The 19972-nt window shown below is 63.5% G+C and carries 16 protein-coding genes and 2 pseudogenes; 6 read left to right on the forward strand and 12 right to left on the reverse strand.

The window, feature by feature from the left end; genetic code table 11:
* Nucleotides 1-227: 227 nt before the first annotated feature.
* The 3 genes and pseudogenes from AR540_RS26650 to AR540_RS19755 form a co-directional block, all read right to left on the reverse strand.
* Nucleotides 228-1316, reverse strand: a pseudogene (locus tag AR540_RS26650) (HAMP domain-containing protein); the annotation flags it as partial.
* A 154-nt stretch (nt 1317-1470) separates the two neighbouring features.
* Nucleotides 1471-2889, reverse strand: a complete 1419-nt coding sequence (locus AR540_RS19750; RefSeq protein ID WP_059231255.1) for a sugar porter family MFS transporter — start codon at nt 2887-2889, stop codon at nt 1471-1473.
* A gap of 160 nt (nt 2890-3049) precedes the next feature.
* Nucleotides 3050-3943 (reverse strand): LysR family transcriptional regulator, encoded by an 894-nt coding sequence (locus AR540_RS19755; RefSeq protein ID WP_059231256.1) that lies wholly within the window; start codon nt 3941-3943, stop codon nt 3050-3052.
* Nucleotides 3944-4039: 96 nt separating this feature from the next.
* Here AR540_RS19755 and AR540_RS19760 point away from each other — a divergent pair, with 96 nt between their 5' ends.
* Complete coding sequence (locus AR540_RS19760; RefSeq protein WP_059231258.1) at nt 4040-5209, forward strand: MFS transporter; 1170 nt, start codon at nt 4040-4042, stop codon at nt 5207-5209.
* A 457-nt stretch (nt 5210-5666) separates the two neighbouring features.
* On the opposite strand, the gene AR540_RS19765 is transcribed toward AR540_RS19760, so the two are convergent.
* Nucleotides 5667-6227: a carboxymuconolactone decarboxylase family protein gene (locus tag AR540_RS19765; RefSeq protein WP_059231260.1), complete on the reverse strand. Its 561-nt coding sequence runs from the start codon at nt 6225-6227 to the stop codon at nt 5667-5669.
* 180 nt (nt 6228-6407) lie between these two features.
* On the opposite strand from AR540_RS19765, the pseudogene AR540_RS19770 reads away from it, so the two are divergent.
* A pseudogene (locus AR540_RS19770) lies at nt 6408-6853 on the forward strand (GNAT family N-acetyltransferase); the annotation flags it as partial.
* A gap of 9 nt (nt 6854-6862) precedes the next feature.
* Here AR540_RS19770 and AR540_RS19775 read toward each other — a convergent pair.
* Nucleotides 6863-7942 carry an alpha/beta fold hydrolase gene (locus AR540_RS19775; RefSeq protein WP_059231263.1) on the reverse strand — a complete coding sequence of 360 codons (1080 nt, stop codon included), beginning with the start codon at nt 7940-7942 and terminating at the stop codon, nt 6863-6865.
* Between the two features lie 373 nt (nt 7943-8315).
* Between AR540_RS19775 and AR540_RS19780 the strand changes: the two genes are divergently transcribed.
* Together AR540_RS19780 and AR540_RS19785 are read left to right on the forward strand one after the other, a co-directional pair.
* A complete protein-coding gene (locus AR540_RS19780; RefSeq protein WP_153014277.1) occupies nt 8316-8567 on the forward strand; it encodes a hypothetical protein in 252 nt (83 codons plus the stop codon).
* Nucleotides 8568-8656: 89 nt separating this feature from the next.
* On the forward strand, nt 8657-9817 hold the full coding sequence (locus AR540_RS19785; RefSeq protein ID WP_059231266.1) for a sensor histidine kinase: 1161 nt from the start codon (nt 8657-8659) through the stop codon (nt 9815-9817).
* Here AR540_RS19785 and AR540_RS19790 read toward each other — a convergent pair.
* Both AR540_RS19790 and AR540_RS19795 read right to left on the reverse strand, forming a co-directional pair.
* Nucleotides 9807-10637 carry a glucose 1-dehydrogenase gene (locus AR540_RS19790; protein WP_059231268.1) on the reverse strand — a complete coding sequence of 277 codons (831 nt, stop codon included), beginning with the start codon at nt 10635-10637 and terminating at the stop codon, nt 9807-9809. The genes AR540_RS19785 and AR540_RS19790 overlap by 11 nt on opposite strands.
* Nucleotides 10638-10770: 133 nt before the next feature.
* Nucleotides 10771-11661 (reverse strand): LysR family transcriptional regulator, encoded by an 891-nt coding sequence (locus AR540_RS19795; RefSeq protein WP_059231270.1) that lies wholly within the window; start codon nt 11659-11661, stop codon nt 10771-10773.
* A gap of 99 nt (nt 11662-11760) precedes the next feature.
* On the opposite strand from AR540_RS19795, the gene AR540_RS19800 reads away from it, so the two are divergent.
* Nucleotides 11761-12774 carry an NADP-dependent oxidoreductase gene (locus tag AR540_RS19800; RefSeq protein WP_059231272.1) on the forward strand — a complete coding sequence of 338 codons (1014 nt, stop codon included), beginning with the start codon at nt 11761-11763 and terminating at the stop codon, nt 12772-12774.
* A 100-nt stretch (nt 12775-12874) separates the two neighbouring features.
* Here AR540_RS19800 and AR540_RS19805 read toward each other — a convergent pair whose 3' ends face one another.
* The 5 genes from AR540_RS19805 to AR540_RS19815 form a co-directional block, all read right to left on the reverse strand.
* A complete protein-coding gene (locus AR540_RS19805; protein ID WP_059231274.1) occupies nt 12875-13354 on the reverse strand; it encodes a hypothetical protein in 480 nt (159 codons plus the stop codon).
* Nucleotides 13355-13540: 186 nt separating this feature from the next.
* Nucleotides 13541-14308: a hypothetical protein gene (locus tag AR540_RS19810; RefSeq protein ID WP_059231277.1), complete on the reverse strand. Its 768-nt coding sequence runs from the start codon at nt 14306-14308 to the stop codon at nt 13541-13543.
* 562 nt (nt 14309-14870) lie between these two features.
* Nucleotides 14871-17729: a metallophosphoesterase family protein gene (locus AR540_RS24965; RefSeq protein ID WP_160328351.1), complete on the reverse strand. Its 2859-nt coding sequence runs from the start codon at nt 17727-17729 to the stop codon at nt 14871-14873.
* A gap of 137 nt (nt 17730-17866) precedes the next feature.
* A complete protein-coding gene (locus AR540_RS25660) occupies nt 17867-18028 on the reverse strand; it encodes a hypothetical protein (RefSeq protein ID WP_160328352.1) in 162 nt (53 codons plus the stop codon).
* Between the two features lie 374 nt (nt 18029-18402).
* Nucleotides 18403-19275 (reverse strand): alpha/beta hydrolase family protein, encoded by an 873-nt coding sequence (locus AR540_RS19815; protein WP_059231280.1) that lies wholly within the window; start codon nt 19273-19275, stop codon nt 18403-18405.
* Between the two features lie 73 nt (nt 19276-19348).
* Between AR540_RS19815 and AR540_RS19820 the strand changes: the two genes are divergently transcribed.
* Nucleotides 19349-19912 carry a TetR/AcrR family transcriptional regulator gene (locus AR540_RS19820; RefSeq protein WP_059231282.1) on the forward strand — a complete coding sequence of 188 codons (564 nt, stop codon included), beginning with the start codon at nt 19349-19351 and terminating at the stop codon, nt 19910-19912.
* The last annotated feature ends 60 nt before the right edge of the window (nt 19913-19972 follow it).

A 19972-nucleotide genomic window follows, 5' to 3' on the forward strand; every position in this document is an offset into this window, starting at 1 on the left:
ACCTTGTGATGGCCGACGTCGGCGGACGCCGCGGCCTGGCTGCAGGAGCGGGCGACCTCGTTGGAAGTGGCGACCATCTCGTTGAAGGCGGTGGACACCAGCTCCACGGCTTCGCGCTGGCGACCGGCCACCTCGTTCATGCTGGCGGCGGCCTGGGTGGTGGTCTGGGACGCCTGCTGCAGGTCGTTGGAGGCCTGGCCGATGCGTTGCACCAGCTGGCGAATGCTGGCGAGGAACTGGTTGAACCAGCCGGCCAGGGTGGCGGTTTCGTCCTTGCCCTGCACGTTCAGGCTCTTGGTCAGGTCGCCTTCGCCCTGGGCGATGGATTCCAGGCCGGCGGACACGCCGCGGATCGGCCGCACGATCATGCCGGCGAAGGCGGCGCCGAGCAGGGCGAACACCAGCGCCAGCACGGCGGTGATACCGGCGATCTGCCAGGTCAGGCGGGTGGCCTTGCCCATCACCTCGCTACGCTCGATCAGACCGATGAATTTCCAGCCTAGGTCCTTGGCCTGATAGACGTTGACCATGTAGTCGGTGCCACCCAGGGTGACCTCGCCCAGGCCGCTCTGGATGCCGCTCAGGGTCTGGTAGGCATCGCCCAGCTCCTTGAGCTGCTTGAAGTTGTGCTTGGGATCGCGGGGATCGACCAGCACATTGCCGCTGTCTTCCACCAGCATCAGGTAGCCGCTCTGGCCGAGGGTGATGCTCTTCACCAGGTCGGTCAGCTGCTTGAGGGAGATGTCCAGGCCGACCACGCCGCGCACCTTGCCGCTGGCGTCTTCCAGCGTCCGCACCACGCCCATCAGGGAGACGTCATCGGTCGCCCAGTAGTAGGCCGGCGTCCGCACCACCTTGCCCGGATTGGCGATGGCGGTCTGGTACCAGGGCCGCACGCGCGGGTCGTAGTTGGCCAGCTTGGCGTCGTCCGGCCAGCTGACGTAGCCGCCGTCGGCCAGGCCCACCGACAGATAGGCGGTGGTGGGGTGGGTCTTGGCGAAGCGAGTGAAATAGGCCAGCGCCTGCTGGCCGGCTTCCGGCTGCGGCAACTGGGCGGCATCGGCGCCGCTGTAGTTCTTCAGGCCTTCCAGCGCGACTATGGCCGGCTCCTTGGCGAGGAAGTCGACGTTCTGCTGGATACCGGAGAAGAACTGCTGGATGTTGCGATCGATCTGGCGGATTTCGCGCCCGCTGCCGTCGAGGAAGTCGTCGGTGGCCTGGCTGCGCACGTTCATGATGACCACGCCCGCCACCAGGATCACCGGGAGGCAGGCGGTTACCGCGAAAAGCGAGGTGAGTTTCTGCTTGATGTTCATCGAAAGCCCCGGTCGCGCCCTGGCGCGAAGAATGACGGCGACATGCCTTCACTCTGCATCGGCCTGGAAAGGTCCGACTTGATACGGGGTGAGAAATTATTCCATCTGGTCCGCAGCAAGGCGGAAAATCGTCGATCGGTCGGCTAACGGCTCGCTATAGCTCTTTCTTCAGATGGCGTTCGATTTCCTCCAGGGACTTGCCGCGCGTCTCCGGCAGGCAGAAGAACACGAACACCAGCGATCCCAGGTTGATCGCGGCGAAGACGTAGAAGGTGTAGTTGCCGATGGCCTCCAGGGCCACCGGAAAGCTGAAGGCCACGGTGGCGTTGCACAGCCATTGCACGGCCACCGCCACCCCGGTGAGCAGGCCGCGCACCTGGTTGGGGAACAGCTCCGACATCAGCAGCCAGTACACCGGGGCGATGCACATCTGCATGAACAGCAGGAACACCAGGATGCAGGCCAGCGCCAGGTAGCTCTGGGTGAGGTCCTGCGGCAGCCACAGCAGCACGCTGCCCAGTGCCAGTTGCGCCAGCACCACGATCACCAGGCCGACCAGCAGCAGGGTACGGCGTCCGGCGCGGCCGATGGCCCAGATGCCCAGCAGGGTGGCGATCACCGAGACCACGCCGTTGCCGATGGTGGCGGTGAGGGCCGCGCTGGTGCCCATCCCGGTGCTCTTGAGGATGATCGGGGTGTAGTACATGAAGGCGTTGACCCCGGTGAACTGGGCGACGAAGCCCAGGCCGATGCCCAGCAACAGCAGCTTGACCACCCAGCCCTGGCGCAGCAGTTCGCGCAATGGCGGCCGGTGCTTGGCCTGTTCCTCGGCCTCGCGCATCTCCTGCACCTCGCGCTGTACCTCCGCGGGGGTGTCGCGCAGGCGTTCCAGGACCGCCTCGGCTTCTTCGATCCGACCCTTGGCCGCCAGCCAGCGCGGCGAGGTGGGCAGGAGGAAGGTGCCGGCGAACAGCAGGATCCCCGGCACCATGGCGATGGCCAGCATGTAGCGCCAGATGCCGTTGTCGTGCACCAGCCAGGCGAGCAGGGCGCTGAGCACATAGGCCAGCAACTGGCCGCTGACGATCATCAGCTCGTTACGGCTCACCAGCCGGCCGCGGCGCTTGGGCCCGGCGATCTCGGCGATGAACACCGGCACCGTGGCCGAACCGCCGCCCACCGCCAGACCGAGCACGAAGCGCGCGACCACCATCAGCTCCACCGAGGGCGCCACCGCGGTGCCCAGGGCGCCCAGCACGAAGAGGATCGACAGCAAGCGCAGGGTGGTGCGGCGGCCATGGCGATCGGCGAGATAACCTGCCGCCAGCGAACCGAAGGCCGCGCCGACGATCAGCGCGGCGGTCACCAGCCCCTCGGTGTAGGCGTTGAGGCCCAGCCCGCCCTGGTCGGCCGGCAGGGTCATGAAGGGCAGGGCGCCGGCGATGATGCCGGTGTCGTAGCCGAAGGCCAGGGCGCCCATGGTGGCGACCAGCACGGTGATGAAGATCAGCCGGCGGGCCGAGGCCTGCTGGTCGGGGTCGGCGAAAGCGGAAGCGGAAGCAGGGGCAGACATACGAATGGACTATCCTGGCAGACACGAAGAGAAGGCGACGCAGGCGCCCTACCAGTGAGCGAAGCGACCGCGGGCGGTGCTTCGAGTCAGCAAGGGGGCGCCAGGAGTGCGGGCGTGGCTGATTAGGGGCGGGATGTGGGGTGGAGTTCCGCGCCCTCGTTCAGGACCCCAGCCGTTCCACCAGGAAATCCACGAACAGCCGCACCCGCGCCGGCATGGCGGACCCGCCGACGAACACCGCGTGGATGGGCTCCTGGTCACCCGGATTCCAGGCGTCCAGCAACGGGACCAGGGCGCCGCTGCGCAGGTCGTCGGCCACGCTGAATGCGCCGATGCGGGCGATGCCGGCGCCTTCCCGGGCCAGCTGTGCGAGGGCCTCGCCGCTGTTGCATTCGATGTTGCCGGCGATCTTCAGCGAGAACACCCGACCGTCGCGCTGGAAGGGCCAGTCCGGTTCGGCGCGGCGGAAGTTGAATCTCAGGCAATTGTGTTGCAGCAGGTCTTCCGGCACCCGGGGCGTGCCGTGGCGGGCGAGATAGGCGGGCGAGGCCACCACCACCTGGCCGGTGACGCCGATGGGGCGGGCGCTGAGGGGGCTGTCGGCCAGCTGACCGAAGCGGATCGCCACGTCGGCCTGGCCGGCGAGGATGTCCACCACCTCGTCGCCCAGTGCCAGGTCCACCACGATCTGCGGATAGCGGGCGCTGAAGGCGGCTACCAGGGGCACGATGGTCATCCGCCCGTGGCCAAGGGCGGCGCTGACCCTCAGTCGACCGCGCGGCACGCCCTGGTCGGCGATGGCCTCCTCTACCTCGGCCAGATCCGCGAGGATGCGCCGCGCCGCGCGCAGATAGGCCTCGCCCTCCGCGGTGAGGGTGATGGCGCGGGTGGTGCGCAGCAGCAGGCGGGTACCCAGGCGCTGCTCGGTGCGGGCGAGGGAGCGACTCACCGCGGAAGGCGTCAGGCCGAGGGCACGCGCCGCGGCCGACAGGCTGCCGGCCTCCACCACCTGCACGAACACCGTCATCTCGCCGGATCGGCCCGCCAAGTCCATCTGTGACTCCTAGGCAAAGGTGCATGCCGCAACCGGCGTCTACCGGCTGCTAGAGCGGGAGCTTAGCATTCGTCGCATAGATAAGGAGTCTTTCCCATGCGTATCAATCCTCCCTTGCTGGCCCTGGCCACCGGTGCCTTCGGCATCGGCGTCACCGAGTTCGCCCCCATGGGCATGCTGCCGGGCATCGCCGCCGACCTCGGCGTGTCCATCCCGGCGGCGGGCCTGCTGGTCAGCGCCTATGCCCTCGGCGTGCTGATCGGCGCACCGCTGATGACCCTCACCACCGGCCGCATTCCACGTCGCCACCTGCTGATCGGCCTGATGGCCATCTTCACCCTGGGCAACCTGATGTCGGCACTGGCCACCGACTACACCAGCCTGCTGATCGCCCGGGTGGTGACCTCGCTCAACCACGGCGCCTTCTTCGGCGTCGGCGCCCTGGTGGCAGCCAGCGTGGTCGCTCCGGACAAGCGCGCCGGGGCGGTGGCCGCCATGTTCATGGGCCTGACCCTGGCCACCATCGGCGGGGTGCCCCTGGCCACCTGGTTCGGGGAACTGCTCGGCTGGCGCCAGGCCTTCTGGGGCATCGCCGGACTCGGCCTGCTGACCATGGCCGCGCTCTGGTTCGCCCTGCCCAACGTGGCCCTGCCGCCGAGCGATGGCGTGCTGGCCGAGATCCGCGTGCTGGGTCGGCCGCCGGTGCTGGCCGCCCTGGCGCTGACCGTGGTCGGCTCGGGCGCCATGTTCACCGTCTTCACCTACATCGCGCCCATCCTCAGCCGCGAGACGCACGCCTCCACTGCCTTCATCACCGCCATGCTGGTCCTGTTCGGCGTCGGCCTGACCCTGGGCAATCTCTGGGGCGGCAAGGCAGCGGATCGCTCCATCGACCGCACCCTGATCGTCTCACTGGGCGTACTCATCGTGGTGCTACTGGCCTTCAGCGTGCTGATGCGCTGGCCGCTGGCGGCTGCCGTGGCCATCCTCGTCTGGGGCTTCGCCAGCTTCGCCCTGGTGCCGCCGCTGCAGATGCGGGTAATGGAAGCCGCCAAGGACGCCCCCAATCTGGCCTCGGCGGTCAATATCGGCGCCTTCAACCTGGGCAATGCCCTGGGTGCGGCCCTCGGCGGGGCGGTGATCGATGCCGGTCTCGGCTATCCGGCGATTTCCCTGGCCGGCGCCGGCATGGCCGCCCTGGGCCTGTTGATGACCCTGGCGCTGGCCTGGCGCGGTCGGTCGGTGGACGCCGTGGCGGCGAGATAGCCGCGTTTAGATCGGTCCGTGAGCTAATGCCGTTTGTCTTATCGCGGCCATGGGCCGCACCTACAGGTCGTAGTGTGGAAAACGGCGCAGCCTTTTCCACGGGTGAGTTCGCCGCGAAGGATTCCCCTCACCCCAGCCCTCTCCCGAAGGGAGAGGGGGCGCTTGGAGCGGACGCTCGTCTTCAGTGACCCGGGCGATAAGACAGTTGCTCCTACAGCAGCCGGATAGCCCGTAGGAGCGGCCGTATCGGCGGCCCGCCATGGCCGCGATAAAGCAGGCGCGATAGAGGCAGAGCTCCGGCTAGTGGCCCAGACAACAACCTGGCATGGACCCAATGTCGATCGGTTACAAAAAACGCTACGTTCTGGCGCAGAGGACACGGCGTTTCTCGTGGTCATCGGGGCGCTGGAAGCGCCGTGTGGACAGCGATCAAGACTTGACTAGTCCGCGGCCTGCCTCACTCGGCGAAGGGGAGGGGCGCTTCGCTGCCGCGGTCGACCGCGAAGGCGTTGAGGGTCATGGCCACCAGGCTGTAGTAGCCATACACCCCGATCAACTCCACCATCCCGGCTTCGCCGAACAGCCTCACCCCCTGCCGATAGAGCTCATCGGGGACGCGCCGGGTATCGTAGAGCGCCGTACCGATGGCATGGACACAGGCGTCCTCGGGCGCATCGAACGTCGGCACCTCGCGCAGGCGGAGCGCCTCGATCACCGCGTCCGTAAGGCCTGCCTGACGGGCGACGGGTTCGTGGATCTGCCACTCGGCCTGGGAACGCCACCAGGCCGCGGTGGTGAGGATCGCCAGCTCCGTGAGGCGCAGCTCCAGCCGGGTGCCGTAGCGGCAGAAGGCGCCCAGCCGCTGGGCGTGGTCGGCCAGCGCCGGGCTGTGGATCCAGGCCAGGAAGGGGCCGTCGAGATTGCCGCGTGGGCCGCTCTGGATGTCGGCCAGCACCCCCTGCTGTTCTGGCGTCATGTGCTGTTCGGACAGGGGTGTCAGGCGCGACGAGAGGGGCATGGCGGTGATCCTCGAAAGGGAGCGAACAGTTCGGTTGGCTCATCCAATACCACCTCGAGTCCCCAGGGCAAGGTCGCGCTGCTGCGCTCGAATAGCCTTGCCAAACGTCGCAATCAGACTGGCAGCGCACCCCCGGGTCTGGTCACAATCGGCGCTGACCTTTCCCAGGGAGTCTTGGCGATGGACCGGACCTGCACCACCTTCTACCTCGAAATGACCGCCTCGGCCGAGCTGCGGGAGAAGCCGCAGCGGCCCGACCTGCAGATCGTCGAATGCGAGGTGCCGCAGCCCGAACTCAACCGCTTTCTCTACGCCCTGGTGGGCAAGGCCTGGGAATGGGGTGATCTCGACCGCTGGAGCGACGAGCAATGGCGTGAGATGGTGGAGCAGGACGGGCACCGCACCTGGGTCGCCTACCACCGGGGCGCCATCGCCGGCTACTACGAGCTGTATCGCCCGGATGGCCGCAACGTCGAGATCCGCTACTTCGGCCTGGCCGGTGCCTTCATGGGCCTCGGCTTCGGCGGTCCGCTGCTCAGCCACGCCCTTCGCAGCGCCTGGAACTGGCCGGGCACGAGCGCATCTGGGTGCATACCTGTAACCTGGATCACCCGGCCGCCCTGGCCTGCAGGAAATCAGGGCAGCGTATCGACGAATTGCGCCAGCTCCGCCGCATAGAGCCTGGCCAGGCCGGTCGTACCGTGCCCACGCGTGTCGGTGCTGCCCGGAATCAGCAGATACCGGGCACTGGGCACCTTCTTCAGCGCCTCCTGCATGAGGCCGGTCTCGGGGGGATTGCGCTCGTCGTCCGCCGCGTTGATGGCCAGTACCGGCACCTTGATCTTGCTCAGTCCCGGCTCGGCGTCGTAGTCCGCCGAGGCCTCCCACTGGTAGATGAAATCGTTGGCGTCGACGGCCACCGGTGCCGCCAGGCGCTTGTCGACCAGCGCATCCGCCTTGGCATGGGTGCCGGCGATCTCCTGGTAGTTCAGGGTGCCGCCACTGGTGGCGAATTCGAACATCGTCTTGGCCAGGCGCAGGGACGGCGGCTGCGTCTGGTAATTGCCCTGGTTCCAGGCCGGGTCCTGCCTGATGGATTCCACCAGCATGCGCCTCATGATCCAGTTGCGACCGGCCATCTCCGTCGGCTGCGCCGCCATGGGCACCAGGCCATCGGCGAAGCCGGGGTGCAGGCCACCCCACAGCCAGGTCTGCATGCCCCCCATCGAATTACCGATGATCAGCCGCAGGTGCTTGATGCCGAGTCCCTGGGTGAGCAGGAGGTATTGCGCCTGCACCATGTCGGCGTAGTTGTAATGGGGAAAGGCGGCGCGCAAGCCATCCGAGGGCTTGGTCGATTTCCCCGTGCCTATCGCATCGGGGATCACGATGAAGAACTTGTCCGCATCCAGCGGCTGGCCAGGGCCGAACAGCTGGCCGCCCACATCCTTGCTCAGCATCGCCGCACCCTGCTGGCCGGTGCCGTGCAGCACCAGCACTGCCGGGTTGTCGGGTTTTCCCAGCGTCAGATAGTGCAGGCGGAAGTCGTCGAGGGTTTGCCCGGTATGGAAGGTGAAGCGCGGCACCACGAAGTCGCCTTCGACCGGCTTGGGTGGCTCGTCCGCCTTGACGGTCAGGGTGGTCAGCAGCAACAGCAAGGCAATGGCAGAGCCCAGGGTGGCCGTGGCGCGTCGCACGTTGAAAACGCTGTTCATCGAAGCCTTCCCCTTTCTTATTAAAATGACTAATCGAAATTTATAAGTCCTAACCGCGCAGCTGACAATTCATGCGCTTGGCCATCGCGGCAGTATCCAGCCTCGGCTTCTCGCCCCTTTCGGGCCGCTACGAGGGCTGTCCACGTCCTCGTCATCCTCCCGACCGCAGCCGGCAGTCTCTCGCCCCCGCCGCTGAGCCGTTGCGCCGAGGACCAGGCGCGCTTGCCGTGAAACGACTCTGTTGCGGGCTGAAGTGGTAAGGGCTCCCGTCAGCCCTGGTCGCGAGCGGCAGGCGCTGGCAAGCGCAGCGCTGGAACGCCTGCGCCGGCGGTCGAGTCGGAATGAGCAACAGCTCTTGGAGAACACCTGGCTCATGCAAGCCCTTAAAAGCCAACTGGCGGCGCTGGACCCGCCCATCAAGCACGAGATCCAGTCCCAGGGTGACAACCTGCTGATCACCCTCATCGATCCCGCCCGGCCGGCGCGGGTGTCGCGCATCCTCAACCAGACCCTGGTGCGCAACACGGCGCTGCTCTACGAGGTGATCCGCGACGCCATCAACGAACTGCGCGCCATCGGTAGCCTGCCGGCCATCACCGCGGAAGACATCTATCCGGATGACTAATCCCTATTCCCACCGCGGTCGGCAGACACCGTTGCCCGGGCCCCGTCCCGGCGGCGTCGCCGGGCGGAACATGCGTTCAGGAAAGCTCCATGAATGATCAGCAGCGGATCCAGGCCCTGACCCAGCGCCAGAGGCTACTGGCGGACTTCGGCGACTTCGCGTTGCGTTGCGAGGATCTGGACGAGATCCTCATGCGTGCCTGCCATCTCGTGGGCGATGCCCTGGGCACCGAGCTGTCCAAGGTGCTGGAAATCGAGCGCGGCGAGCACCAGGCATTGGTACGCGCCGGGGTTGGTTGGAAGCCGGGAGTCGTCGGCCGGGCCAAGGTGTCCCTCGGCGAGCGTTCGTCCGAAGCCTATTCGATCAAGGTCAGTCGCCCCGTCATCACCCCCGACATCCGCCAGGAAAAGCGCTTCGACCTGGCCGACTTCCTGCGCGAGCACGGCGTGCAGGCGCTGGTGAACGTACCCATCTTCCTGCCCGGCGGCCGGCCCTATGGCCTGCTGCAGGTCGATGCCCGCGAGCCGCGGGATTTCGGCGAGGAAGACGTGGAATTCCTGCGCACCTACGCCACCATCCTCGGCCCGGTCATCGACCGCCTGCTCAAGACCAGCGACCTCAACGACGCCCTGCAGGCCAACACCCGGCTGATGCAGGAGATGCAGCACCGCATCAAGAACCACATCGCCATCATCGCCGGCCTGGTGTGGCTCAGGTCGCGCGCCGCCCAATCGGACGAGGCGCGCCAGGAACTCCAGGGCATCGGTACGCGCATCGACGCCCTGCGCCTGGTGCACGAGCAGCTCTATGTAGCCAATACCGCCAAGCAGCTGCGGCTGCGCCCCTTCGTCATGCAACTGCTGGAGAATCTCTGCCACCTGCACCAGGAGCACTCCGGCCAGGTGCGGCTGCAGATCGCCATCGCCGACGTGGACCTGAGCCCGGATACCGCCGTGCCCCTGGGCCTGATCCTCACCGAATTCGCTTCCAACAGCCTCAAATATGCCTTCGACGGCCAGGGCGGACTGCTGGCGGTGGATATCGAGGCCGCCGCCGACGACACCTGGACCGTGCGTATCCAGGACGATGGCAAGGGTCTGCCGCTACAGGCACCCGCCGCCAGACCCGGTTCGGGCACCGGCATGAAGCTGATCGAAGGCCTGGCCGGCCAGATCGGCGCCCATGCCCAATGGTCCCGCGCCGGTCAGCGCGGCACCGAGTTACGGCTGAGCTTCAAGGTCAGGGAGTAGCGGGCCAGGTCGACTCCACCACCGCTGGCGTCACCGCCGACCCGGCCAGGAGGCCACCATCCAGGTTCAGCTCGCTGCCGGTCATGTAGGCGGCCTCGTCGGAGGCCAGCAGCACTGCCAGGGCGGCGACCTCCGCGGGCCGGCCGAAGCGCCGCAGCGGCGTATCTCGCACCAGGGCCGCCATGCGTGCCTCGCGGTCAGGGCCGTCGCCCAGCATGGGTTCCCACATCGGCGTGAGGATGGCGGCGGGATGGATGGAATTGCAGCGGATGGCCAGGCCCTGTTCCGCGCAATAGAGCGCCACCGTCTTGCTGTGGTTGCGCACCGCGGCCTTGGACGAGGCATAGGCCGCCGCGCCGGGAATGCCCACCAAGCCGGAGCGCGACGAGACATTGATGATGGCGCCGGCTCCGGCCGGGCGCATGGCGCGGATGCCATGCTTGCAGCCGAGGAAGACACCATCGAGATTGGTGCGGTGCACCGCGTGCCAGTCTGCCAGGCGGGCGTGTTCCGGGTCGTGGGCCACCACGCCCTGCTCGAATCCGGTGATCCCGGCATTGTTCACCAACACCTCCAGCCGGCCGCGCTCGGTGAGGATCTGCCTCGTCACCTGCTGCCACTGCGCCTCGTCCCGCACATCCAGATGCAGATAGCGCGCGCTGTCGCCCAACTCGGTCGCAACGGCGCGGCCCAACTCGTCGTTCAGGTCGGTGACATAGACGAAGGCACCTTCCGCCACGAAGGCCCGGGCGATGGCAGCGCCTATGCCCTGGGCCGCGCCGGTGACCAGTGCGGTCTTGCCCTGCAGTCGATGGGTCATGCCGTTACCCCTCTTGCTTTTCGGTCGAGCGCAGAGGGTAACCAAAAGTCCGATGTTGTGGGGGGGACGGCAAGGCACCCAGCTGAAGCGGGATATCGTCTTCAGGCCTTGGCGCCTGGGCTGGCCGCGGGCCTTAGCCGCCCTCGACCAGCAACTCGACGAAGGCCCGCACCCCGGGATGGGTCCGCCGGCTCTCCGGCCACAGGGCCGTGATGTTGCGGCGCTCCACGGTGAAATTGTCCAGCACCGGTACCAGCACGCCGCGCGCCACCCAGGGCGCGGCCATGAAGCTGGCCGCCATGCCGATACCGGCGCCCGCCGCGACCGCTGCCAGCACCGCTTCGCTGGCATCCGCGAGGATCGCCGCGGCCGGCAGGATCTCGCGTTCCTGGCCCTCGATCAGAAAGGGCCAGCGGAAGGGTTGCCCGGATTGCTGATAGCGCAGATTGACCGTCTCGTGCGCCCCCAACTCGTCGGGATGACCAGGCCTACCGCGGCGGACCAGATAGTCCGGCGCGGCATAGCAGCCCAGTCGATAGGGCGCGAGGCGCCGGGCCAGCAGGCTGGAGTCCGGCAGGTCGCCGAGGCGGATGGCCAGGTCGATGCCGTCCTCGGCCAGATCGACCCGCTGGTCGCTCAGGCGCAGGTCGATGGACACCCGGGGATGGCGTTGGCGAAAGGTGGCCAGCACCGGCGCGATCAGGTGCAGGCCCAGGGGGAGCGAAGCGGCGATTCTCAGGGTGCCTGAGGGGTCGGCGCGGGCCGCGCGGGCGACCTGCTCGATCTCCTCGGCCTGCCGCAGCAGCGTCAGCACCCGTTCGTGCAGGTCGCGGCCCTCGGTGGTGAAACTCAGCGAGCGCGTGGTGCGGATGAACAGCGCCAGGCCGAGCTGTCGCTCCAGCCGCTGGATGCTCTTGCTGATCGCCGAGGGCGACACCCCCAGGGCCCGCGCGGCAGCCGTGTAGCTGCCCAGCGATCCGGCACGGGCGAAGGCGATCAGGCCGGTCAGACGTTCCAGACCCATTTGTTCCATCGCGGCATCACTGAAAGGCTGTGGAACCTCATTATCAACCGATCGGCCCAGGTCTAGCATCCCTTCATCCCTTCCGGTCTGGAGCTTGCGATGAACGAGATGATGAAAGCCGTACGGCTGCACGCCTTTGGCGGCCCTGAGGTCCTGGTCCATGAAGACGCCCCCCGGCCCACGCCTGCCGCCGGCGAGATCCTGGTGCGCGTACGGGCGGCGGGGATCAACCCGCCCGACCTCATGCTGCGCGACGGCTACCGTGCCCTGCCGCCGGAGTGGCGCCCGAACGCCAGCTTTCCGCTGATCCCCGGCACCGACGTTTCCGGCGAGGTCGCGGCGGTGGGCGCAGGGGTTTCCCGCTTCCGTGCGGGCGATGAGGTCTATGCCCTGGTGCGCTTCCCGGCAGCCCTGATGGAGGGCAGCGGGGCCTATGCCGAGTATGTCTGCGTGCCCGCCACGGAAGCGGCCTTGAAGCCGAACGCCCTGGATCACCTGCACGCCGCGGGAGTGCCCATGTCGCTGCTCACGGTCTGGCAGTTCCTGATCGACCAGGGGCACGACGAGCCCAACCCCTTCCAGGCCTTTCGCCATCGCCAGGTCGCCCTGGCCGGCAAGACGGTGGTGGTCAATGGCGCGGGCGGTGGGGTAGGGCACCTCGCGGTGCAGATCGCCAAATGGCAGGGCGCCCGGGTGATCGCGGTGGCGTCCGGTCGTCACCGGGAGTTGCTGCGGGAGCTGGGTGCCGACGAGTTTCTCGACTACACCCAGACGCCCGTGGCAACCAGGGTACGGGACGCCGACCTCTTCCTTGACGCCGTGGGCAGCCCCGATCTGGAGCGCTGCATCCCGCTGATCCGTCCGGGTGGCGCGCTGTTCCTGGTCAACCCCCTGGGCTTCGCCGGGCAGGCGCAGGCCGCGGCGCGAGGGGTGCAGGTCTCCTCGCTGCAGGTGCGCTCCCATGGCGGCCAACTGGCCGAGGCCACCCGGCTGTTCGACGACGGCATCCTGCGCCTGGTGATCGACAGCAGCTATCCCCTGGCGGACGCCGCCGCCGCCCACCAGCGCGCCGAGCGCGGCAGCATCCAGGGCAAACTGGTGCTCAGGGTCTGAACCGCATCACCTGGGCCGCCCGTGCTCCATCGCTGGCGTCCACATTCAGGCGTCAGGTAGGCGGTGCGGTCGGCCTCTGCCGTGGCGCAGCGGACGAGCCTCACGCCCGAGCGCTGACCCCACCGCTGCTGTCGCCGGCCTTCTTCAGCGCTTCGGTGTAGGCGGCGTAGGCATTCATCAACGCTTCGCTGGCGGCCGTCACGTTGGCCTGGGCGGCTTCCCGCGCGGCCTGGCTGGCGTCCCGGTCTTGCTGACTGGCGCCCTTGCTCTGGGCTTCCACCGCACGCAACTGCTTCTGGGCCAACTCCAGTTGCCGCTTGGCCATGTCGATGGCCTTCTGCAGCGTATCCAGGGTGCTGTTGCCGGTGCTGCCTTTCTCGCTGCTGCTGGCGGCAGCGTCGGCCTTGGCCTTGATCCCGTCGAGCGGATTGGGCTTGCCGATGCCCTTGGGCTGCTTGGCTTGCGCGGCCTGGGCGGCAGCGAGGTCCTCGTCCCTGGGCTTGGCCGCGCCACTCAGCCTGAGCGTGACGGGATGCAGGATGCCGCTGCCGATACCGCTCACCGATCCTGGGCCGGACATCATGAACTCCATCTTCAAAGAGTAGGCAAGGTTAGCGGCGGCGTGGCGGAAATATTGAGGCCGCCATCCTGAGCTGCCCGGCGCGATCTCGACCGCTGAACGCCGGCCAGCCATGAAGCGACAAACCCAGGCCTGGGCTCGCGCTCCAGGGCTTTCCGATGCCGCCCAAGCCCCTTTCCCCCAGCCCTAGTCCCGCTTCCCCGGCACCCTTGGCGCCGCCAACGCGGCCTGGTCGAACGGCTCGCCCACGGTCATCACCTGGGTGGTGACCCTGAAGTCCGCGTCGGCCCCGGGGATCTGCTCCAGCACGATGAAACCCCGATTGGGCCGATGGTCGTTCAGCGGTTCGGCCGTGAAGCCCCACTTCGTCCCCCCCGACCAGACGCACTGACGCAAGCCATTGGGCTTGACCCATTCGTCACAGGGCTGCCCGGCCACCGTGCGCGAGGTCGGTCCTTGGAAATCGCCCAGCGCAGCCGGCGCGCTCCTTTCCACCGGCGTGCGACTCAAGGCCTCTGGTGCTGCGGCCTCTTCGGTTTTCTCGCCCGTCGCCAGATCCACCCGTTGATAGGAGGTTTCGGTGGTGGTCTCCTGGGTGCCGGTGGTGTCCAGGCGGAACAGGCAGGTACCGCCAGGGCCATCGTCGGCGACACTCCAACTGGTCTCGCGAACCACCTCGATATCCCGAGCGAACCAGAGCTCATAGCGGGTGGTGCCGAGCAAGGCGACGTCCTGATCGGCCAGGGCGCGGCTTCGCAATCCACCCGCCTGGCAGTCGCGCAGGGCCGCCAGATAGTTCGCCCGCGCCTCGTTGACACCCTGGTAGGTCATTTCCACGCTCTGGCGAACATGGATCGGCGGCAGCGAATGGCGAGTGTCTTCCGCGCTGTCCGCCCAGGCCATACCGATGTTGGCCAGCATCGACATCATCACGAGGGCGCGGGAGGTGTGCATGGGGCGGTGTCCTGGTAGCGGGCTTCGACTGTGGCAGAGGCAGCAGCGGTGCCCGGAGGAGAAGCGCCTGGAAGGTGAGAAAATCTTCGCCAGTAAGCTAAGGCTTGAAACGGCAGGCGCAATAGCTCAAAAGGGCTAGCGCGGTGCCTCGGACGCTCGCGCACGCAGTGGCGAATGAGTTGTCGGCGAGTCGGCGCTCCGATGGAAACCAAGCGCCGTGACGAGTCATGCAAAGGCGATGATAAGGAGCGGCAACGCCCTCATGCTGAAAAACGCCGCCGACAAGGCGTAGATCGTTCTGAAACATCACGTAGTGGCTGCAAAAGCACTACGGCTCATGAGCATGAGGGATTTGGTTCTAGAGAATAGCTTGTGTGCCGTTAGGTATTTTCAAGTCGATGCGCTTGCTCCTAGACGAGTAGGAGTCTCTGAGCGCGTGCTGGGTACAGGTCACCACCAGGCCGTAGCTCCGCCATTTCTAGACTAGGACGAGCAACCGAGGCGAAGCCCGGCCATTCTTAGGAGTGCCCCTACACAATCTTAGCAGACGCTCCCTTTCTTATCATTTTCTAGACTGTTCTTGTTTAGGTCCAATGTTTTTTGCCATTCTGTCGAGTCGAGAAAATTCAATAGACGCGACGTCCTCTATAGCGTTGGCTATTTCATCGGTTTGAATGTAGAGTTTGCAAAGCGAGAATGCCGCTTTAAGACTTTCGATGGCTGCCGATATGGATGGCTCACTATATAGGCCTCTTGCGATTCCTTTACCGTAAGCCACCGCGTTTTGGCTAATTTCAGATTTTTTGTCGTGGGTCTCACAAAGCAGTAAGAGAAAACAAGTGGCGTGGAATGCCTGCATGAATTCATTATCAGGGTAGCGTGCGTGAAGGCGTTTGAAACTTTCCGATGCCCCATTGAGAAGCATTATGGATAGATCGACAGGCAAAGGAAGGTACTCGCAGTCATCACTAAGGGAGAACAAACAAAGTGTTGCGCTCTCAAAGAGATTTTCGGAAAATCCTTCTGAGACTGACCATTCGAAGAAAAAAGCTCTACGATTTGTTTTCGGTGCGTCAGTTGTACTTCTGAAAAGCTCAATGGCATTTTTAGCACGACTGCTTTCTCGATAAAGGCGGGCTAAATATGTGGTTGTATAGGTGTCGTGTGGGTCATGATCTCGAATAGCTTCTGCAATAGTTATTGCCAAGTGAGAATTGTCATTTGCTATAAAGTGGTCAGCGAGCTTGTACCTCCAAGACTGAAGGTCTTTAAGATATTTTCCTTGAGTCATAAGTGCTAGGGCTGACTGTACAAGCTTGATGTAATAGCTCTGGATGTCCAAGGAGTAATCATCGGTTAAGACTTTTATTATTTCTTTCGCTATGTATTTGTGTCTAGTATAAATATACGTAGATGTCGCTGTTGCAGCCGCCTCTTGGCCTAGCGGTCGGATCACTGCGGAGTGGAAATTCCCTCCCTCGAATTCTAAGGTTTTTTGCAGTACATCTTTGCAAAGATAATTCTGGTCTTCTGCGTGCATAATTGCTATATATGCAATAGCATCTTTTAGTGTTAGTCCGTTGCCGATTTCTACAGTTTCCAGCTTGTCGACCAACGTCTTCGCGTGGTCATATAGGTCGTCTCCATGTCGTACTAAAAGTAGGGCTCCAAAAAGAGCACCGCTGCCTGCAGTCTTTTTGATTTCGCGGTCGGCATATTCTTTAAATATTGCTGCTCTTCGCTGAGGAGGAGTATTTGATAGAGCGCCGAGGCCGTCATTGCCATATGCTGCCCACGCTTGGACAATTGCTTCTGCATCGCTTTGTGTCAAACCTGATAGCCTCTCTTGTTTGAATTTTGCTGATGACCATCTAAGATTAACAGCAGATGAGGCAATCCATGCTGAGTCTCTACAAGCAAGCAAAAAATGAATCCGGCCGCCTAAGATTTCTATGTGCTTATTGATGAATTCAAGTATCGATTCGGCTTCTTGATCAGCCTCGTCTAATACAATTAACCATTTTTTGTCATTATTTATGATTTCCAGTATCGTTGTGTGATTGAAAGGTCGGAAATCGTTATGCCTCCGTAGTATCTGAATGTCAGGATTTTGCAGAGCTACTTCATATGCGGTTTGAAGCAGGGCAGTGCTTTTTCCTTCGCAGCCTGCGGAGATAATAAGTCCTACAATCGGCTTGTCTGAAGTGTCTAAGTCTTTAAAAATAGCAGCGCTTTTTTGGACAATTCTTCTCTGAGGAATCGAGATTGAAAGCGCTGTTCGCCATGTTGGAGTTGCGCCATTAAAAAAAGATATGGCTTCATCTAGTGCTAGTTCGGCTCGGTTGATGTTTAATGTGTTTGCGGTGCTAATGTCCCATCCTCCAGGGAGATGATTGCCGCCGCTTTCAATGGCTTCCTTGAAGAAAGCGTTCATTTTTCTGGGAAGTAAATATCGCCAAGTGTCGCCCCTTTTGTTGGAGGGCGGAAATGCACTTTCGCTAACGATCCATTCTTGGTGTTTATTGATCCATTCGTAGGATTTAAGATCCAATGTTTGGTTGTTAAGGTCGGCTTCGGCCCAAATGAAACCGTTCTTCCATTTGTCGGCCTCATGCGCTTGAAATGCGGCGCCACACTGAATACTTAAGAAATGATTCCCGGAACCATAGTCAGGTGATACCCAGGCGTCGTGCATATGGCCGTGTAAATACAGTGTATGATTTTGTCCTAGTATGGATGCTATTGGTCTGGCATGGTCGCTTGAGAGCCAATCTATTGGGTGATGTCCAAGCACAATAGTTAAGTCTGTCCCCTTGGTTTTTAAAAGAGCTTGTTCCAGCAGGGACTTTCCTGGAGTTAATCTTTTGTAGTCATGATCATCTTTGCAAAGCCAGGCAGTGTTGATTCCTACAATGCCAACGGAGCAACCATTTTTTTCAAGTACAACTGAGTATGCTCCGTCGCTTTTTTGGAAGAGGTCAGAGTAGCCTGTCACGTCATGTGCAATAAATTCTTCAAATCTAGCTACTACGATATCACGACGGCTCAGGGATTTTTCCTCTGGCGCGAAATAGGGCCCAGTAGGTTGAAGGAGTAGAGTGCGATCAAATGCGTCGTTTTTGTCCCTGTTAAGATCATGATTACCAGGTATCAGAAATAGCTTTTCGCTTAAAAGTGAAGGTATAAGGACTTCGAGTGGTTCAATAAATATTTCCCAAAATCTTTCATATTCGGATTTGAGCCCTTTGTTCGCAATGTCACCTGTAATAAAAACGAAGTCTGGCTCGCCATCTTTTTTTATCTTGAGTTCTACTATTTTTAGTATTTTCTCTACAATTGAAGATTGAGAGTGCTCTGCTTTTCCTATATGAAAATCGGAAAGGTGAAGCCAGCTCAATTTTTTTAAATCGTTATTTTTCACGTAAGCTCTCTTGTCTATTTTTGAGGTTATTGAGTTTATTTTTCTTTTTATTGTGTTGCTTGTTTTTTATTAAATTGCAGTTTAATTTTTGGTGTTAGTAAGTACTGATTAGTACAAATTAAAAAGGCGACTAAGTTTCAGTTGAGCCAGAGCAGGGCAAGGGGCACCAGCAGCCAGATGAGCAACAAGGTAGAGCGCCGGGGCTCGTGGCGGCGGTAGTCGGGAACAGCTTCAAGTTCGGCGATTAACGCGGCACGGTAGTCTTGCGCGGTCTTGCCGTGGTGGTCTGTGGTGGGCATGGCGGCCTCCTGGCCGGGCCGGGAACGAGAGATCGTTCCCGGCCACATCCTTGTGATGGATTTCACGTTAGGCGGCAGGCGGGAGAGCGTCAAGGCTGGCGAAGTGCTGGAGCTGAGCCCGCTTTTGCAATTAAGTCCGACGATTTTGCGAGTAATAGGGCTGAAACCGAGGATTGGCGGGGCTTCGGCTTAAGGCGAGAACGGCGATAGCACCAGATCAGGCGCGTGCTGGAGTCGACGAGCTGTCACCACCACCCTCCAGGCGGTCGCGCGGCATGCGGGGCTTGATCCCCTGACTTCAAGAGGTGTGGGCTGATGATGTCGGCCCAGTCCAGCTCTGGTTACGGGTGCTACGCAGTGCGCCTATTCGTTACTCAGCTCGGGCTGGGCATCCGGGGCAGGGCGGCGAACCAATCCAGCGCCCGATCCCATAGCGGCTCCGCACTGGCGCGGAAGTAGCCCATATGGCCGATGGCGCCGCCGTGCTGGCGGGGGTCGAGGTCTTCGCGTTGCAGGTCGGTGTTGCGATAGGCCTGCATGAAGGCATCGCGGGACTGGGGCGTGGCCCAGAGGTCGTCCAAAGCGTTGACTGCGACGATGGGGGTGCGCACCGCGGCGAAGCCGACTTCGATGCCGCGCATCGCCGGGTCGTCGAAGAAGTAGTGGGGCAGGCTGCACCAGTGGCGCCACTGGCGATAGACGTCGCGCGGCAGGTCTTCGCCCAGGCCCAGGGCGCTCCAAGGGCAATAGCCTTTCCACCAGGTCAGCACCGGCAGTACCAGTTTCCACATGGTCAGCACCTTGAGTCTTTCCAGCGGCGGCATGTAGCCGTACCAGCCGGCGCTGGTGCCGAAGACGTAGAAGCCGGCCACCTTGGCGTGGTTGGGCAGCAGGCCGAAGGCGTGGCCGCCATAGGAGTGGCCGACCAGGTAGAGGGGGACGTCGCCCTGGGCCATGGCATCCACGGCGGCGGCGAGGTCCTGGCGGGCCCAGTCCAGCAGGTCCATGCGAAAGCCCTTGAGCGAGGCCGGCGCCGAGCGGCCGATGCCGCGGTAGTCGAAGGTCAGGGTCTCGAAGCCGCGGGCGGCGGCGTGCTGGGCGAAGCGGCGGTAGAAGCCCTGGGGCACGGCGGTGGCGCCGGCGACGATCAGTCGGCCCTGCTGCGGGCCCTGGGCGGGAAAGCGACTGGTGCTCAGGCGATAGCCGTCGGCGGTGATCAGCTCTTCGACGCGGGCGTCGCTGGGCATGGGGTGGTCCCTATGACAGTTGTTATAATGCCTGGACGGTAGATTATGACGACTGTCATAGCAAGGAGAATGGATGACCGAGCAGTCGAAGGTACGGCAGCGCGTCGTGGTGGCGGCCTCGGCCATGCTGGCGCGGCACGGCTTCAATGCCACCAGCATTCGCGAGACCGTCAAGCGCGCCGAGGCGCCGCTGGGCTCCACCTATCATCACTTCCCCGGCGGCAAGCACCAACTGGTGGTGGAGGCGGTGGAGCTGGCGGGGGCGCAGGTCAGCCGTGATCTGGAGCGGCAACTGCAGGCCGGCGCGCTGGCCGGTATCCAGGGCTTCCTGCGGCTGTGGCGCGACATCCTGCTGGACTCGGACTTCCGCGTCGGCTGCCCGGTGATGGCGGTGGCGGTGGAAGAGCCGGTGGACGAGATCGCCCAGCGCGAGCTGGACGCCGCGGCGGGCATCTATCGCCGCTGGGAGGCGCGCCTGCAGGTGGCGCTGGTCGAGCATGGGCATGCGGAGGAGGCGGCGACTGGCCTGGCCACCTTGCTGGTGGCGGCGGTGCAGGGCGTGATCCCGCTGTGCCGCGCCCAGCGCAGCATCGAACCCTTCGACCGGGTGGCCGAGCGTCTGGTGGCGCTGGTCTGACGGGAACGCCGCCTGCGCCTACGGACTCCACCGGGGGTGTCTCTCTCACTGGAGTACTCC

Origin of the sequence: Pseudomonas sp. EpS/L25 (genome assembly GCF_001512295.1) — a bacterium.
Lineage (GTDB): Bacteria > Pseudomonadota > Gammaproteobacteria > Pseudomonadales > Pseudomonadaceae > Chryseomonas.